Origin of the sequence: Bacillus sp. FSL R5-0443, assembly GCF_038608285.1 — a bacterium.
In the GTDB taxonomy this organism is placed as follows: Bacteria; Bacillota; Bacilli; order Bacillales; family Bacillaceae; genus Bacillus; species Bacillus velezensis.
In genome coordinates, this window is record NZ_CP152013.1 from 172,501 (window position 1) to 188,683 (window position 16,183).

Here is a 16,183-nt window from a genome sequence, read left to right on the forward strand (position 1 = left end):
TTGTTTACATTGATTTTGCTTTGCTGTTGTGATGTTGAAGATTGTTTGATTTTATTGTCTCGAGCATTCTTAAACTGAACACAATCAGCAGCATAAGGAGCATCAGTGCAGTAAACAGCCAGAACGCAGTTTGTGCGGGATATTCATCTAAGCTCCAGCCGACGGCGATCGGAAGGAGTGAACCTCCTAATCCGTTTGAAGCGAGCAGAATACTGGTAGTTGTTTCTGTCTTTCCGGGATAAAAATGATTCGTGATGATTAGGGCTATTGCAAACATGCCTGCCATGAACAGTCCTAAAAAGAAGCAAAGGGCAAAACCGAACCATACGTTTTTGCTTAATGCTAATACGGTAAGTGCAGCCAGACCGCCAATGCTTATGAGACGGAGATAACGGTGATATGTCAGCTTTTCTGATACCGGGCCTGTTAATAACCTTCCGATGATCATACCCGTCCAATACACTGTAACTGTTATCGTTACCAAAGAGTTGGGGATATCCCATTTCTCAGCGAAGATGGAGGGGATAAAATGTACAATGGAAACTTCACTGCCGCCGTAAAAGAAGAAGTAAGCACCCGCCAAGGCAATAAACAGCAATCCGTGTGACCGATAACCGGTGCTTTCTTTTTTAGTGTCATCGGAAGAGACCTCTTTGCGGATGAGAAGCTGATCAATACTGCCGAAACTCATCTGCTTCCATGCGATTAAAAGTGCAAAACTGGATAACCCTAATACTAAAAAAGCAATTGTCCACATGTGGTTGTTGATAAGAAAGCCTGAGAGCAGAGGCATGAACAGCGCACCTAATCCGTAGGCCACTTCCATCTTGCTCATGGCCACAGCCTGTCTTTCTTTAATAGCGGTGAGGATGATCGTGCCTACACAGGATTCCACCAATCCGGCGCCAAGCCCTGCGATGCTGACGAGAAGAAAGAGCAGCGGCCAGGGCGGCAGGAAGGTGATGAACATTTCACAGCTGATGAGTGCCAGGCCAAAGATAACGACGTTTTTGCGCCCAAGCTTTTTCACCATGTATGGCATGCCAATAACTCCGATGAGAAAGCCCATGAACTGAGAGAATACTAATACACCGCCATTACTGTAGCTTTGTGAATAATGTGTGAGTAACTCAGGCAGTACGGCTCCCAGAATAACAAGTGTAAAAGCAATCGATCCATAAGAAAAACAGCTTATCCACAGCAGACGAGTTTTCATCATTTTATCTCCTTATTGGTAAAATCATATTTCTCTCTACTCGTATAACATGATGTTTTTACAAAAAATCCAATTATTGTTACTATATCACATAACTTTTTCTCGTACATCCATTATGGTAACGTTAACAAATTGTTAACATTTTTTACAAGAAAGATCGTTGACATTATTTTCAATAATTTATACGATAAAAAGCGAAATTCTAATAATTTCATAGGGGTGGTATTTGTGGGAACGAAGGAAATCACGAATCCAGACAGCTTGTATTACAGTGTTGACGATGTAGTAATGGAGCGCGGAGAAGGGATTTACCTGTACGATCAAGAGGGAAATGAGTACATTGATTGCGCCTCTGCCACGTTTAACTTGAATTTAGGATACGGTAACAAAGAGGTCATTGATACGGTTAAAGAACAAGCCGATAAGCTCATCCATGTAACATCATCTTTTCAAACAGACGCCGTAAATAAACTGGCAGAAAAACTAGTAGAAATCGCCCCCGATAATCTCACAAAAGTACACCCTAAAGTCAGCAGCGGTTCCGGTGCAAATGAAGGAGCTATTAAAATGGCTCAGTATTACTCCGGAAAAACCGATGTCATCTCCTTATTTCGAAGCCACCTCGGACAAACGTATATGACTTCCGCTTTGTCCGGCAACTCATTCAGAAAAGAACCTTTCCCGCCGCAAATTTCTTTTGGCCTGCAAGTCCCCGATCCCTATTGCAGCCGCTGTTTTTATAATCAGAAACCTGATTCATGCGGTATGCTGTGCGTAGAAAGAATTAATGATTTTATTGAGTATGCGAGCAATGGGAAAATTGCCGCCATGATTATTGAACCGATATCCGGAAACGGTGGAAATGTCGTTCCGCCTAAAGAGTATTTTAAACAGCTGAGAAAGCTTTGTGATGAACATGATATCGCTCTGATTTTTGATGAAATTCAGACCGGGTTCGGACGGACGGGTAAAATGTTTGCCGCCGACCACTTCGATGTGAAACCTAATATGATGACGGTAGCAAAGGGGCTCGGGGGCACAGGCTTTCAAGTCGCCGCCACTCTGACGGAGGACAAGTATACCGGGCTTCCGGGGTATACGCACTCCTTCACATACGGCTCAAATGTGATGGCCGCCGCTGCCGCTTGTAAAACCATAGATATCATGCAGCGACCGGGATTTTTGGAAAATGTAACGACGGTCGGTCATTATATTATGGATCGCTTAGAAACGATGAAAGAGGATTTTGCTTTTATTTCTGAGGTAAGAGGCGTCGGTCTTATGATCGGTGTGGAGATTGTTAAAGAGAACAATGAACCGGATGTGGAGCTGACCAATTATATTGCTAAACGGGCAATGGATTACGGGCTGATTCTCCGGACATCCCGTTACGGCTTCGGAAATGTCTTTAAAATCCGTCCGCCTTTAACCATAACACTTAGTGAAGCCGAAGTGCTCTGCTACAGACTTCGCAAGCTATTGGAGGAAATCAAGTGAGAGACTATATCATTGAGCTTGGACAATTTGTTTATCAAAAGGTGAAAAATCAAAAAGGCACGCTGAAAAACCGGCTCGTAAACGGCTATTCTCCGGGAGGCGATGCCCAATTTAACATAGACGCCGCTGCTGAGGAGGCGGTGCTGGATTATATTCAAGAAAAGGGCCATCCGGTTGCTTTTTACACGGAGGATGGCGGCCTGAAGCTGATTGGAGAAGATCCGCAATATATTTTAATTGTAGATCCGATAGACGGAACGCGCCCGGCCGCCGCGGGACTTGAAATGTCGTGTATTTCGATTGCGCTTGCTTCGTATAAGCCAAACGCAAAGATTAAGGATATCGAGTTTGCTTTTTTACTTGAATTGAAATCAGGCGCTTATATGTACGGTGATGTATACAGCGATGCCATTCATTTTGAAGGGTATCATGGAGAATTGCCGAATTTGAGCGAAGTGCGGGATATTAAAAATATGTTTTGGAGCCTTGAATTTAACGGGCATCCGGCGCAGCTGATGACGGACGCATACGGCCATCTGATTGACCAGTCGGCCAATAATGGCGGGGTTTTTGTTTTTAACAGCGCTTCTTATTCGATTTCACGAATTATCACGGGGCAGATGGATGCTTATGTGGATATCGGCAATCGTCTGCTGAAAGATGATCCGAAGCTGCTTTCAGATTTTAAGCAGGTCGGGAACGGACAGGTGCTGCATTTGTTTCCTTATGATATTGCCGCAAGCGTCTTTTTGGCGAAGAAGGCGGGAGTGGTCATTACGGATGCGTACGGCCGGTCTTTGGACGAAACGCTTCTGACAGATTTAAGTTATCAGAATCAGCAATCATGTATTGCGGCATCAACGAAGGAGCTTCATCAAACATTGTTAGACCAAATCCGCTGGGGCAGAAAGGAAGAGAAATATGAAGGCGTTGGTCTGGACTCCTAATGATAAGCTTGAATATCAAGAGGTGGACGAGCCTCAAATTCGGAAATCCAATGATGTGAAAGTGAAAATTTTCGGCACCGGTATCTGCGGAACGGACTTAAATGTGCTGAAAGGAAAAATGAATGCAACCCATCATATGATTATGGGGCATGAATCGGTGGGAGCGGTCGTGGAAATCGGACCGGACGTGACAAATGTAAAAGTCGGAGACCGCGTCGTGATAGATCCTACGCAGTTTTGCGGGAAATGTCATTATTGCCGGAGAGGGCTGACGTGTTATTGCGAAACCTTCGAGGATTGGCAGCTCGGAATCGGGGCGCACGGAACGTTTGCGGAATATTACGTGGGGGAAGACAGGTTCATGTACAGAATTCCGGATTCAATGGAATGGGAGCGGGCCACATTGGTTGAGCCTCTCTCCTGTGTGCTGAATGTTGTGGACAAGGCTTCGATTCAGCCGGAGGACTCGGTCTTGGTTTTGGGATCCGGACCGATCGGACTGCTTGTGCAAATGATGGTGAAAAAAATGGCGCGATTGACGGTTGCGACTGAAATAGGCAGTTTCCGAAGCGAGGCGGCAAGCCGGATATCTGATTATGTCTACCACCCTGAAGCATTAACCGTGGATGAAGTGAAACGGATTAATCAAGGAAGAAAATTTGATGTGATTTTTGACGCGATCGGCAACCAGCTTGATTGGGCTTATCCTTTTATTGAAAAGGGAGGAAGAATCGTGCCGATGGGCTTTGATGATACGTATGAGATGACGGTCAGGCCGTACCAGCTGCTGTCAAACGGCGTAACGATTGTGGGCACAGGTGAAGCCCGCCAGATCATGGAAGCCGCGTTAGCATGCGCGTCCGACCTTCCGCAGCTCTATGATTTTATTACGGAAAAGACGGAACTGAAGAATTATGAAGAAGCCATTGATCATCTCATGGGCATCGACCCGGTGACAAAAGAAAGAAAGGATATCAGCGCAATAAAAACGATTCTTGTGTCTGATCCGGAACTTTTATAAAAGCGGAAACGGCTCCAGTGAGAGTCGTTTTCTTTTCTTATTTATACGGTCTTGCACATTTCTTTAAAGTTTAATATGATACTCTTTGTTCACAATTCCTTTCCTCAACGACATTATACTCTGAGCGTGTCCTCTTTTTCCCCGTAAGCTTGCCTCATATTCCCCAGATGAAAATCAATGTTTCCAACTGATAGGGTGCGGATTTTTATAGTGAAAAGGAGTCGTTATCATTTGAAAGATTATACGTTACAGCAGCAATGGTTCGGGAATGTCCGTAAAGACATTCTGGCCGGTATTCTGGTTGCCCTCGCTCTGATCCCTGAGGCGATCGGATTTTCAATTATTGCAGGTGTCGATCCGATGGTCGGCCTTTATGCATCATTTTGTATCGCGATTATTATTTCTATCTTCGGCGGCAGACCGGGAATGATTTCAGCCGCTACGGGTTCAATGGCGGTTGTCATGGTGACATTGGTGGCTGATTACGGGCTGCAGTATTTGTTTGCGGCAACCATTTTGACAGGTATTATTCAATTTATTCTTGGTGTCAGTAAGATAGCGAAATTGATGAAATTTATTCCGCGTTCGGTCATGATCGGATTTGTGAATGCTTTGGCGATCTTGATTTTTTCTGCGCAGCTGCCCCAGTTCAAAGGAGCTTCATGGGTCATGTACGCCATGCTTGCCGGATCACTGGCTATCATATATCTATTGCCGAAGGTTACGACGGCTGTGCCGTCTCCGCTGGTGGCGATTTTTGTCATGACGATCATTGCGGTGGTCTTCCATGCGGATGTCCGCACGGTCGGTGATATGGGCGGGATCACAAGTTCACTTCCGCATTTCTTGATACCGGATGTTCCGTGGACGTTTGAGACATTGCGGATTATTTTCCCGTATTCTCTGGCGCTTGCTTTCGTCGGATTGCTTGAGTCATTGCTGACAGCCCAGATCATTGATGAAATGACGGATACGGATAGTGATAAGAACAAAGAAAGCCGCGGACAAGGCATCGCCAATATTGTGAACGGATTTTTCGGAGGCATGGCCGGATGCGCCATGATCGGCCAGTCTGTCATTAATACGAAAGCCGGCGGACGCGGCCGGTTATCGGCTTTTACCGCCGGCGCGTTTTTAATGTTTTTAATTGCCGTATTAAGCGGTATCGTCGTGAAAATTCCGATGGCTGCGCTGGTGGCCGTGATGGTTATGGTGTCTATCGGCACGTTCGACTGGTCATCGATTAAAGGTTTGCGGAAAGCGCCCCTTACTGATTCGATCGTTATGGTTATTACCGTCGTGACGGTCGTCCTGACAAATGATTTATCAAAGGGTGTCTTCGCGGGTGTGCTATTAAGCGCGATCTTCTTTACGGCTAAAATTTCTAAGCTGAAGATTGTGTCACATTCCGAACAGAAAGATGTCAGAACTTATAAGGTAACGGGACAGATCTTTTTTGCTTCCGTGTCTGAACTGATGAATGCCATCGTTTATGATGAAGACGTGAAACGGATTGTCATTGATTTGACCGACGCCCACGTGTGGGATGATTCGGGAGCGGCGGCTCTTGAGAAAATTGTCGCCAAATGTAAAGAATACGGAATTGAGGCTGAATTAAAGGGATTAAATCAGAAAAGCCGAGATTTAATGAAACAAATGGCATAGAATTTGTGAAGTCCGGATGAATATATCCGGGCTTTTTTTCGGTTAAATTTGCCGGGGTGCATTGTTATAATGAATGAGACTTGAAAACCGTATATAGGAGACTTGCATATGATGTGGCTTCAGAAGTTGAACCAAGTGTTGGGGAGAATCATGCCGCTTTTGACTCCGTCAAGTGTGGCGGCGGGTGTGCTGTTATCTCAGCATATCAGCTGGATGGCCGGCGCTGTGCCGTGGATATTTGCATTTATTACATTTACGGGCAGTCTGAGTGCCAATTTTCATTCGCTGAAGCGCAGTATTGAGAAGCCGCTACCGATGATCATGGCATTGTTTGTTCTGCATATTTTCATGCCTGTTTTTGCATGGGGAAGCGGTCATCTGATTTTCAGCGGTGACCCTTTAACTGTGACGGGGCTGATTATGGGTGTGGTGATTCCGACCGGAATTACGAGTTTGATTTGGGCTGCGATGTATAAGGGGAATGTCGGATTGACGCTGTCTATTATCCTGGTTGATACCGTGCTTTCTCCTTTTATCGTACCGTTAAGCCTGTCTGTCCTGGCCGGGGCGAATGTTCAGATGGATGTGTGGGGAATGATGAAAGGGCTGGCGGAGATGGTGGTGATTCCATCCATCGCAGGGATGATAGTCAACCAGTTTTCCCCGCCGGTAAGGACTCAGGCAATAAGCCGGTCGCTGTCTCCTTTTTCAAAAATCTGTCTGATGATTGTCATTGCCATTAACAGTTCGGAAATCGCGCCGTATGTCACGCACGTGGATATCAAATTTGCGGGCATCGCAGGCATGGTATTTTTTATTGCCATGACGGGTTATGCCGTGGCATGGCTGATCGGAAGGCTGATGAAGCGGAGCCAGGATGAAATTGTGTCTCTGATTTATACGGGGGGCATGCGCAATATCAGCGCTGGAGCCGTTCTCGCCGTGTCTTTTTTTCCGTCTCAAGTGGCGGTTCCGGTCGTCATCGGGATGCTTTTTCAGCAAATCCTTGCAGCTTTGTTCGGCTATTTGCTGAGACGCTTTGAACTTAAGCCGGTCGTGATGAAGTATGAAAAAAACCGCTCAGCTACGTGAGCGGTTTTTTCCGTACAGCCAGCTTAGTGCTGCATTGAATTGTCGTTTGAATGCTTCTTGATGGTGCACGGCGTCCTCTTCAACAGTGAAAGAGAGCTGAGATTGAGAAAAGCCTTTTTCCCTCAGGCTTTCATGCACGTCTTTATTTTGTCGGATCATGTTGTTTTGGATGTTGTTTTTATGCTCAGCTTCGCGGCTGCCGACAGACATATAGATACGCCGCCGTGCCGGACGCAAAGATGCGGAGCGGACATAATCTGCTGATTTTTCATACCAGAAGGAACCGGAAATACAACCGATTCTGCCGAATATTTCAGGCTTTTGTAGCATCGCGTATATCGAAAACAGTCCGCCTAATGACGCGCCGATCAGTCCTCTCGTTTCCGGATGTGCAGAAATGTGATGCATATCTTCAACAGTGGGAATGATGACATTTGTCAGCTCCTCGAGAAAGAGCCTCCCTTTGCCGCCGAAATCATGAAACGCAGGGCTCAGGGAAGGCGCGGGCCACGGCGTGTACTCATCGAGCCTGTCAGCCGGTTTGATGCCGATGAAAATCAATTCGGGAAGTGTTCCGTTCGCAAATTGGGATTCAAGCTTATCCATCTGTTCTAAAAACAAAGAACCCCCGTCCAGTACGTACACACAGGGTAAAGCCCCTGTTTGAACCGAATAGGAGGGAGGAAGATACACAGTGCATTCCTTTCCGTTTATCCGGTGTTCTGTAAGGGTGCCTCTCATGCATCCAGCCCCTTCTTTTGCTTAAACAGAAGAAAAAAGAAATAAGGAACGCCGAGAATCGCAAGAATAATTCCCGCCGGCACTTCTGAAGGCTGAAAGAACAATTTGCCCGCAAAGTCGGCGGATATGACGAGGAGCATACCGACCAATCCGCTGACCGGTAATGAGTATCTGTGCTCAATCCCGGCGAGCCTGCGGGAAATATGGGGCGCGATCAGTCCGACAAATGCCATGCTGCCCGCTGCGGTTACACATGCGCTGATCAAAGCGATGCAGGCAATGAGTAAAATCGTTTTTTCTTTATTGGTTGAAACACCGAGGCTTTTCACCGTGTCCTCATCGAAACGAATGGTATCCAGCAATGACGTTTTCGCCATAAGCAGAGGAATGAACACGATCAGCCACGGAAGGATCGCCGTAATGGTCATCCAGTTTGCCGACCAGATGCTGCCGTTTTTCCAAACCATCGCCATCTCATAATCCTGCGGGTCCATTTTTAATGAAAGAAATAAAGACAGCGCGCTGAATCCGGAATTCATGGCGATCCCGACGAGAATAATTCTGCCCGATTCCAGATGCCCCCGGTGCCAGGCGAAAATATAGATCAGCACGGCCGCCATCAATCCTCCGATGAGGCCGAAGACAGGCATACCCATCGCAGAGGCAAGTGCCGTCGCTTCAGATTGTCCCTGAAACAGAAGCATAAACGTGACGATTCCGGCTCCGGCTCCTGCATTAATGCCCAAAATACCGGGATCGGCAAGACCGTTTTTGGTAATGGCCTGAATAACGGCTCCGGCTATCCCCAATCCGAGCCCGATGGCAGCAGCCATGACAATGCGCGGCAGCCTCAGCTGAAACAGCAAAATGTCATATTGCGGATTCGGATGGATGCGGAAAAGGGTACTGAGCAGTTCACCCGGCTTTGCGGAAAAAGAACCGCTTGTCATGCTGAAATAGCTTACGAGCAATATGAGAGCAATCAGAATGATATAAATTCCGGCCATTTTACGCACCACGCTGATCCCCTCCTTTTCTTTTAATCAAATAAAGAAAGAAAGGAACACCGATGATAGAAGTGACAACTTCAATAGGCGTCTCAAACGGATAATTGATGAATCGGCTGGCAAGGTCGCAAAGGGTCAGGAAGACGCCGCCGATGATGCACGCGCATGGGATCAGCCTGCTGTAGTCCGATCCGACGAGAAAACGTGTGATGTGCGGAACGACCAAACCGACAAATGCAATTTTTCCGGCGAGTGCCACCGAGCTTCCGGTCAATATGACAACGGCCGCCATCGCCATGAGTTTGATGGTTCTTTTCTGCTGTCCCAGACTTTTTGAAATGTCGTCTCCTAATGATACGGCAGTGACCTTTTTGCTGAGAATCATGGCCGTGATGATTCCGATCGCAAAAAACGGGACGGCCAGTTTCAAAAAATCAGGGTTCATTTGATGCAGTCTCGCACTGTACCAAAAACTGAGATCCTGCGAAATTTGAAAATAAATCGAAAGCGCAGCCGACAGACTGCTGAGAAGCATACTGGTCACCGTTCCGATGATGGCAAGCTGCACCGGGGTAAAACCGCCGGGAAGAATGGAGGCCAGCCCGAAAACAAGAGCGGCCCCGAATGCGGAACCGATAAACGAGTATATGATCATTTCAATGGATGTCGATTGAGGGAGCAATACCATGCAAAGGGTGATGATAAAAGCGGAGCCGTCCGACACACCCATGATCGAAGGCGAGGCCAGATAGTTCCGTGTGATTCCCTGCATGAGCGCTCCGGAAACAGCAAGGGCGGCGCCGATAAACATAGCGCCGGCAGCCCTCGGGATTCTTGAATGCCATATGATCTGATGGTCGGTATTCTCCGGATTAAAGTGCAGCAATGCGGAGAACACGGTATGGATGTCAAGCTGCTTTGCGCCGTATAAAACGGAAAGCAGCAGTGACAGAACAATGGCAATCGGTGAAGCAATGATAATCATGTGTGTCCGCCGTTTTGCATACATGTGAAAAACCTACTCTTTATTAGTCTTGAGTCAATTTGTCAGCCGCAACCTGTAAGAAGCTGATTTTACTCCACGCGGTTCCGCCTTGGGCTAATGGATCAATCGTATTGACGTATACATGGTCTTTTTTGACTGCCTTCAGGCTCTTCCAGATCGGATTTTTCTCTAAGTCTTTCAAAGCGTCCGGCTTATCTGCGTTTTCGTCATCAGAGAATTGTACGAAGATATGGTCAGGGTTCATTTCGCTTAATTTTTCAAGAGAAATCAGTTCCTGCGCTTTCGCCGCTTTGACTTCGTCCGGCGCCTTCAGGCCTAAATCACCGTAAAGCGTGGAGTTGAAATATACTTGTTCAGGATAAATATAAATATTGCCTTGTCTGATTCTGATGACCAGCGCGTTTGACTGTTTCGCTTTGCTGTTGATCTTTGTTTTTGTCTTTTTCAGGTCCTGTTCGTAATCTGCGATGATTTTTTTCGCTTTTTTCTCTTTATCTGTAAGCTGGGCGAGCAGCATCATGTTTTCTTTCCAGTTTGATGAGATATGAGAGACAGGGATCGTTTCAGCGGTGCCGCTCAATTTTTTCAACGTTTTTTCCGGGAATTTGGTTGATGCCAGAATGACGTCCGGCTGCAGCTCAAGAATTTTTTCCATATTCGGCTGCATTTTTTCTCCCGTAGATACGGATTTATCTGTAATATCTTTAAACAGTTCCGGGAATTTGCCGGAGAAAGAAATTGCTCCTGCCGGATGAACGTCAAGCAATTTGGCGTCTTCCATTGATTCTACGCTGCCTGTAATGGCGATTTTGTCAGTCGGCGCTTTGACTTCATATGTTTTTCCGAGATATTCGATTTTCTTTTTATCTGAAGAAGCGTCCTTTCCTTTACTTGCTGTATCAGATGTTTCTGAGCTTCCGCAAGCCGCGGCCGTGAAAGCCAAAAGCAAAATCATGAAAGTGAATGCCAATTTCTTCATCTATTGTTCCTCCTGTTCAATTGATAACTATTATCAATTGGAATTATAGAGAATGAACAGGGATAAGACCATGGATAATTTCCGGCATTACCATGGACGATCTTCGGATAAAATGGAAATGCTTTGCTCGATCATCCGCTGATGTCCGCTTGGAGAATATTCAATCCACGGGTCAGATGATATGGGAAACACGCGTTTATCGCTGACGGCTCTAAGGTTCTGCCATATCCCGGTCTGCTGAATCCGCTGAAAATAACGAAGCGTTTCCGGTTCTTTACAAGTGAAAAGCATGATGCAGTCAGCCTGGCAATCCGCCAGCATGTCCAAGGAAATCTTTTCGTCAGGAGCAAAAGATTCCGGTTTTGCGGAGGCAAAGCCTAAATCACCGAAGAAGACATCCTCAATACTGTTGTTATGGGCGATGTACATATTTTCTTTATATACACGGACAAATAAGAACCGCTGATGCCGCACGTGTTTCAGAGCATCTTTCGCTGAATGGGCGAGACTTTGATAAGCTTTAAGCCAGTGCCGCGCTTCCTGCTCTTCATTCAAATATGCGGCTGTGCGAAGAAACTGGTCTCTCCAATTCTCTTGAGCCGGAAGGTAAAAAACTTCAGTGATGTCATTCAGGCGCTGTTTTTCTTCTTCACTGACAGAATCAAGACTGAAAATGATGTCCGGGGCAGCTTGGGAAAGCGTGTGCAGGTTCTCTTCCCAATTTGCATTATAGCGGTAAGCACTCAGGTGAACCGGAATATCGGAAGAGAATTGTTTGTAATAATAGGCCGTCCATTTCGGGTGCAGCGCCGCAGCATAAGGCACGTGATGCAGAGGAATCAGATGCCCCATCGTTTCTTTTCCGTACGCGGCCATTTTTGTGCGCCTTTTTTTCATATAGCTTGTAGGTGAGCTGCCGGTATGTTTTTTAAAGATGCGGCTGAAATAAAATTCGTCTTGGTAGCCGATTTGATGAGCGATTTCCCGCAGTTTGCAGTTTGCCTTGGCCATCAGTTTTTTCGCATTGGTTATGCGGATGTCTGTGATATATTCAGTTACGCTCTGCCCGTATAGTTTTTTAAAGGTTTCACTGTAATGCTTGGGACTGATTCCCGCCATATGAGCGAGCTGGGTGAGCGTGATTTTTGTGTCGGACTGAGCATGTATGAATTGTTTTGTCTGTTCGATCGCCGCTTTCGTATTATTTTGATGGCATACTTTTGCAGCATAAAGGTCATACATCAGCTGCTGAAAGTCGGCTGTATATTTCATTTTCTGCAATGCATCCGCCGATCGCACGTTTTCAGAAAGTGACTGAAGCCGGCTTGTCAAATGATCAACCGTTTGTAAATTCATTTGCTGAAGTCCGTGGAAGATGTCTTCCCCGTTATCCGGAAGCATCGCTTCATCATCTGATGAATAGGAGAAAACACGGAGTCTGACGATATATAAATGGATGCCGCCTGACGGTATAGGGGCAATATTGAATGTCTCATCACAAGGACAGATGTAGAGCGTTTCCTTCTGCAGCGGAAAGCTGTCTGTTCCGATATCAATTTGTCCCTCGCCTTTCACATGAAAGATCAATACGGGGGAATCAGTGAGCTGATGCTCTGACAGAAGGTCGGCTGTTTTTTTTACGGAGATGATATCAATGGGCTGAAAGAATAATATGTTTTTCATGAGAAACCACCTTTTAGGAAACATTCATTTAAATGATAACTGTTATCATTTAAATTGTACCAAATAAATGAATGTTTTCCTATAAAAAGCGGAAATGTGAAATGCGTCAAAATGTTACACGTGTAACACGAATGTTGTCAGTATATGAGGTATTGTTTTCTTATAGTTTTGAATTGGTCCAGCCGGCGTTGATATGTGCTGGTGATGTCTTCAATGGAAGCGCCTTTTTCTATTTTTTTGCGTACCCAGCCGTTACCGATCAGCTTGTCAAATGAGCCTGTCGGCAAGAATAAAAAGTCATTCGGATATAAGTCATGCATGGTTTTCAGAATGGAGAGCCCTGTTTTTGCCGCTTCAAATGTGTTTCTGTTTGTTACGTAGACTTGTACGCCGTGGCACAGCTTGCTCTGGTGCTTGGAGAAGCTGGGGATAAATGATGCGGCTCTGAAGGTGACGCCCGGAAGCTTGAGACTGTTCAGGCGTTCTTCGAGCTCGGTGCTTTTCATATAAGGCGCGCCGATCAGTTCAAACGGCTTTGTCGTGCCCCTTCCTTCGGATACGTTTGTGCCTTCGATTAGTCCTGTCGCCGAATATGCGAATATGCTGTCCGGGGTCGGGATATTAGGCGAAGGGAGGACGAACGGCAGACCGGTATCTTCAATCGTCATCGTCCGCTTCCAGCGCTTCATTTTTACGACGGTGAGGTCGGCGCCAATATGAAACTCTTTATTGAATAAAAGAGCAAGCTCACCGATCGTCATGCCGTGCTTCAGCGGGATCGGATACAGTCCGACAAATGAAGCGTAATCCGGTTCAAGAACCGGGCCGTCCGGATTTCGTCCGCCTTGCGGATTCGGCCGGTCCAATACATAAAAAGGAATGCCTTTTTCTTTTGCCGCTTCCATGGCATAGGCCATTGTATAAATGTAGGTGTAGTATCGCGTTCCGACATCCTGAATATCGAAAATCAGCACATCTGTATCTTTCAGCATGTCTGGCGTCGGTTTCCTCGTTTCCCCGTACAGGCTGTAGACGGGAAGCCCTGTTTTTTCGTCTATATAGGATGTGACTTTGTCTCCGGCCTGAGCATCGCCGCGGACACCGTGCTCCGGTCCGAATAATGCCGTCAAGTGGATGTCTGGTGCCTCATACAGCACGTCAACGCTGCTTTTCAATGAATTGTTCACACCGGTCGGGTTGGTGATCAGCCCGACCCTTTTTCCCTTCAGTTCCTGTTTATAATCTTTCAGCAGGCGGTCGATGCCTGTTTGGATGCTTGGTTTCTTGGCGGTATGAAGGTTTCTGTCAGAAGCCGCCGAGACTGCCGTCATAGCACTGATGACGACTAATCCGGCAAGAAGCGCAGCCGTTTGTGTTTTCATGATCAGTCCTCCTGTTTAAAGCGGTTTTCCGGTCTTCAGATTGATACCGAAACCATAAGGATACAGTGTCGTTCCCGGATGCGTGACGGAAGGAATGTCAGCGGGCAGCCTGCCTTGCGGTTTTGTCTGTCCGAATATCGCTTCAACGCCTGCCGGAATGTTTGGCTGGAGAAATTGTCCGTCTGTATATCCTTTAAAGCCGTAGACTGCGATAAGGGCTTCAGCTTCTTCAAAGTTCGCAGCGTCATATGGATTACGCAGGCTCATCAGCACAAAGGGTTTTTGGTTCGATTGTGCGGCTTTCATGACGGCCCGCGGAAATGCAGTCGTCCACTTGCCGGGATCTGTGACGGAATCGTCAATCACGCCGTCGTTTACGACAGGATCATTTTTCACAACATATGAGCCTGTAATCACGTAATCAGCGTCAGATATCTGCTTTTTGTGTTCATCATGAAATGTACGCTCGGCGAAGTTCATTTTACTGATGGTTACCGGCCGGATTTTTTTCTTTTTGATGAGCTGCCGAATGGTTTGTTCCATTGACGCTGTTTGATCTTCATATGGAGCGGCAATGAGAACGCGGCTGTTCTTTTTCGGTTTGAATGGGAGCGTGCGGTTTTTGTTTTGTAAGACGGTGACGGACCTTTCCGCGATTTGTTTTTCCGCTTTCAGGTGATTTTTGCTGCCGACGGTTTTCTTTGCTTTTGCAATCTTCTTTTTCAGATTTTTCTCTTTCGGGGAGGGATATATCCCTCTTTTTATTTTCAGGGAAATGATGCGTTCCGCTGATTTGTTAATTTGCTGCAGCGGAATTTCCCCTTTTTGTACCGCCTTTTTTAAAGCGGAATGAACCCGGGCAAAGCGGTTTTCCGTTTGCAGCGATGTCACTTGGGCCGGCATCAGGGCAATATCGACTCCTGCTTTTACGGCCATGACGACCGCCTCTTCCTGGCCGAAATGATCGGCAATGGCTTTCATATTTAATGCATCCGTGACGATGACGCCGTTAAAGCCCATTTCCTCACGGAGAAGATGAGTCATCACTTTTTTCGAGAGTGTGGCGGGTACGAGGATGTCTGAACCGTCCAGCTTGCTTTTATAGGTTGTATCGTCAAACGCGGGAAATTGCACATGGGCTGTCATGATCATATCAGCTCCGGCCTGAATGGCCTTCCGGAACGGATAAAGTTCAATCTGACGCAGCCTTTCTTGATTGTGGGTGACAAGCGGAAGGCCGTAGTGGCTGTCGACATCCGTGTCGCCGTGTCCCGGGAAATGTTTGACGGCGGCAGCGACATCCTGCTTTTGCTGAGCCTTCATTGAGGCAAGGCCGAGTGAAGCTGTCAGATCTCGGTCTGAACTGAACGACCTGACGCCGATGACAGGGTTTCCGGGATTATTATTGATATCGAGAACGGGTGCGAAATTCGTATTAATGCCCAGTGCTTTCAGTTCTTTCCCGATAATGGCGCCGGTCTGGGACGCGTAGGCTGTTTTTCTAGCGGCTCCGAGCGCCATATTGCCTGGGAAATGAGTGCCCTCACCAAGTCTAGTTACGATGCCGCCCTCCTGATCAATGCTTAATAATAGCGGAATGTCAGGGCTCGCCTTTTGAAAGGCATCTGTCAGGCGTACCGTTTGTTCAGTGTTTTTTACATTTTCTGCAAATAAGATAACTCCGCCGAACCGGTACTTTTGAATAAGCCCTGCGACTTCGTCATTCATTTGGGTAAGAGCCTCAGGTGATGACTTCCCCTTTTTTTGCCAATTGCGAAAATCAGGCATGAGCATCTGCCCTAATTTTTCATCTAATGTCATACGGGATACCGCTTGTTCCGCCTGTGACGGAATGTCCGGTTTTGTCGATACATGATGCGTGCCGAAAACAATGAACAACAGTAATACAGCTGAGATGACAAGTTTCATGATGGTGCCCTCCTGCCT

General features: G+C 46.7%; 13 protein-coding genes. 5 read left to right on the forward strand and 8 right to left on the reverse strand.

The features are described 5' to 3' along the window. Positions 1-4 precede the first annotated feature (4 nt). The gene (locus NYE28_RS01005; RefSeq protein WP_198161195.1) at positions 5-1,216 is read right to left on the reverse strand and encodes an MFS transporter; all 1,212 of its coding nucleotides are present in this window, start codon (positions 1,214-1,216) and stop codon (positions 5-7) included. Positions 1,217-1,444: 228 nt separating this feature from the next. Between NYE28_RS01005 and NYE28_RS01010 the strand changes: the two genes are divergently transcribed. From NYE28_RS01010 to NYE28_RS01030, 5 genes are all read left to right on the forward strand, one after another. After that, positions 1,445-2,713, forward strand: a complete 1,269-nt coding sequence (locus tag NYE28_RS01010) for an aspartate aminotransferase family protein (RefSeq protein ID WP_007408029.1) — start codon at positions 1,445-1,447, stop codon at positions 2,711-2,713. Further along, a complete protein-coding gene (locus NYE28_RS01015; protein ID WP_160222803.1) occupies positions 2,710-3,660 on the forward strand; it encodes an inositol monophosphatase family protein in 951 nt (316 codons plus the stop codon). The genes NYE28_RS01010 and NYE28_RS01015 overlap by 4 nt, the downstream gene beginning before the upstream one ends. Further along, positions 3,635-4,681: an alcohol dehydrogenase catalytic domain-containing protein gene (locus tag NYE28_RS01020; RefSeq protein WP_076425732.1), complete on the forward strand. Its 1,047-nt coding sequence runs from the start codon at positions 3,635-3,637 to the stop codon at positions 4,679-4,681. Before NYE28_RS01015 ends, NYE28_RS01020 begins: the two co-directional genes overlap by 26 nt. Before the next feature lie 231 nt (positions 4,682-4,912). Further along, positions 4,913-6,346, forward strand: a complete 1,434-nt coding sequence (locus NYE28_RS01025) for a SulP family inorganic anion transporter (protein ID WP_043021532.1) — start codon at positions 4,913-4,915, stop codon at positions 6,344-6,346. Positions 6,347-6,496: 150 nt separating this feature from the next. Continuing rightward, positions 6,497-7,438 carry a bile acid:sodium symporter family protein gene (locus tag NYE28_RS01030; protein WP_094031904.1) on the forward strand — a complete coding sequence of 314 codons (942 nt, stop codon included), beginning with the start codon at positions 6,497-6,499 and terminating at the stop codon, positions 7,436-7,438. Here NYE28_RS01030 and NYE28_RS01035 read toward each other — a convergent pair. The 7 genes from NYE28_RS01035 to NYE28_RS01065 form a co-directional block, all read right to left on the reverse strand. Beyond that, positions 7,427-8,179, reverse strand: coding sequence for an alpha/beta hydrolase-fold protein (locus NYE28_RS01035; RefSeq protein ID WP_032870174.1), 753 nt, complete (start codon positions 8,177-8,179; stop codon positions 7,427-7,429). The two genes, NYE28_RS01030 and NYE28_RS01035, sit on opposite strands and share 12 nt — an antisense overlap. Beyond that, a complete protein-coding gene (gene feuC, locus NYE28_RS01040) occupies positions 8,176-9,186 on the reverse strand; it encodes an iron ABC transporter permease FeuC (RefSeq protein ID WP_032870282.1) in 1,011 nt (336 codons plus the stop codon). Before feuC ends, NYE28_RS01035 begins: the two co-directional genes overlap by 4 nt. A 1-nt stretch (position 9,187) precedes the next feature. After that, complete coding sequence (locus tag NYE28_RS01045; protein ID WP_007408022.1) at positions 9,188-10,195, reverse strand: iron ABC transporter permease; 1,008 nt, start codon at positions 10,193-10,195, stop codon at positions 9,188-9,190. 19 nt (positions 10,196-10,214) lie between these two features. Continuing rightward, positions 10,215-11,171, reverse strand: coding sequence for an ABC transporter substrate-binding protein (locus tag NYE28_RS01050; protein WP_337681203.1), 957 nt, complete (start codon positions 11,169-11,171; stop codon positions 10,215-10,217). Positions 11,172-11,258: 87 nt separating this feature from the next. After that, a complete protein-coding gene (locus tag NYE28_RS01055) occupies positions 11,259-12,854 on the reverse strand; it encodes a helix-turn-helix domain-containing protein (protein WP_060562972.1) in 1,596 nt (531 codons plus the stop codon). A 137-nt stretch (positions 12,855-12,991) separates the two neighbouring features. Further along, a complete protein-coding gene (locus NYE28_RS01060; RefSeq protein ID WP_337681204.1) occupies positions 12,992-14,236 on the reverse strand; it encodes a DUF1343 domain-containing protein in 1,245 nt (414 codons plus the stop codon). 15 nt (positions 14,237-14,251) lie between these two features. Next, positions 14,252-16,165 (reverse strand): glycoside hydrolase family 3 protein, encoded by a 1,914-nt coding sequence (locus NYE28_RS01065; RefSeq protein WP_160223403.1) that lies wholly within the window; start codon positions 16,163-16,165, stop codon positions 14,252-14,254. Between the last annotated feature and the right edge of the window lie 18 nt (positions 16,166-16,183).

Excerpts from the sequence above, each read along its gene's own strand:
- NYE28_RS01060 (WP_337681204.1), bottom strand. The coding sequence starts at position 14,236 with ATGAAAACACAAACGGCTGCGCTTCTTGCCGGATTAGTCGTCATCAGT.
- feuC (WP_032870282.1), bottom strand. The coding sequence starts at position 9,186 with ATGGCCGGAATTTATATCATTCTGATTGCTCTCATATTGCTCGTAAGC.
- NYE28_RS01045 (WP_007408022.1), bottom strand. The coding sequence starts at position 10,195 with ATGTATGCAAAACGGCGGACACACATGATTATCATTGCTTCACCGATT.
- NYE28_RS01055 (WP_060562972.1), bottom strand. The coding sequence starts at position 12,854 with ATGAAAAACATATTATTCTTTCAGCCCATTGATATCATCTCCGTAAAA.
- NYE28_RS01005 (WP_198161195.1), bottom strand. The coding sequence starts at position 1,216 with ATGAAAACTCGTCTGCTGTGGATAAGCTGTTTTTCTTATGGATCGATT.
- NYE28_RS01065 (WP_160223403.1), bottom strand. The coding sequence starts at position 16,165 with ATGAAACTTGTCATCTCAGCTGTATTACTGTTGTTCATTGTTTTCGGC.
- NYE28_RS01030 (WP_094031904.1), top strand. The coding sequence starts at position 6,497 with ATGCCGCTTTTGACTCCGTCAAGTGTGGCGGCGGGTGTGCTGTTATCT.
- NYE28_RS01020 (WP_076425732.1), top strand. The coding sequence starts at position 3,635 with ATGAAGGCGTTGGTCTGGACTCCTAATGATAAGCTTGAATATCAAGAG.
- NYE28_RS01050 (WP_337681203.1), bottom strand. The coding sequence starts at position 11,171 with ATGAAGAAATTGGCATTCACTTTCATGATTTTGCTTTTGGCTTTCACG.
- NYE28_RS01035 (WP_032870174.1), bottom strand. The coding sequence starts at position 8,179 with ATGAGAGGCACCCTTACAGAACACCGGATAAACGGAAAGGAATGCACT.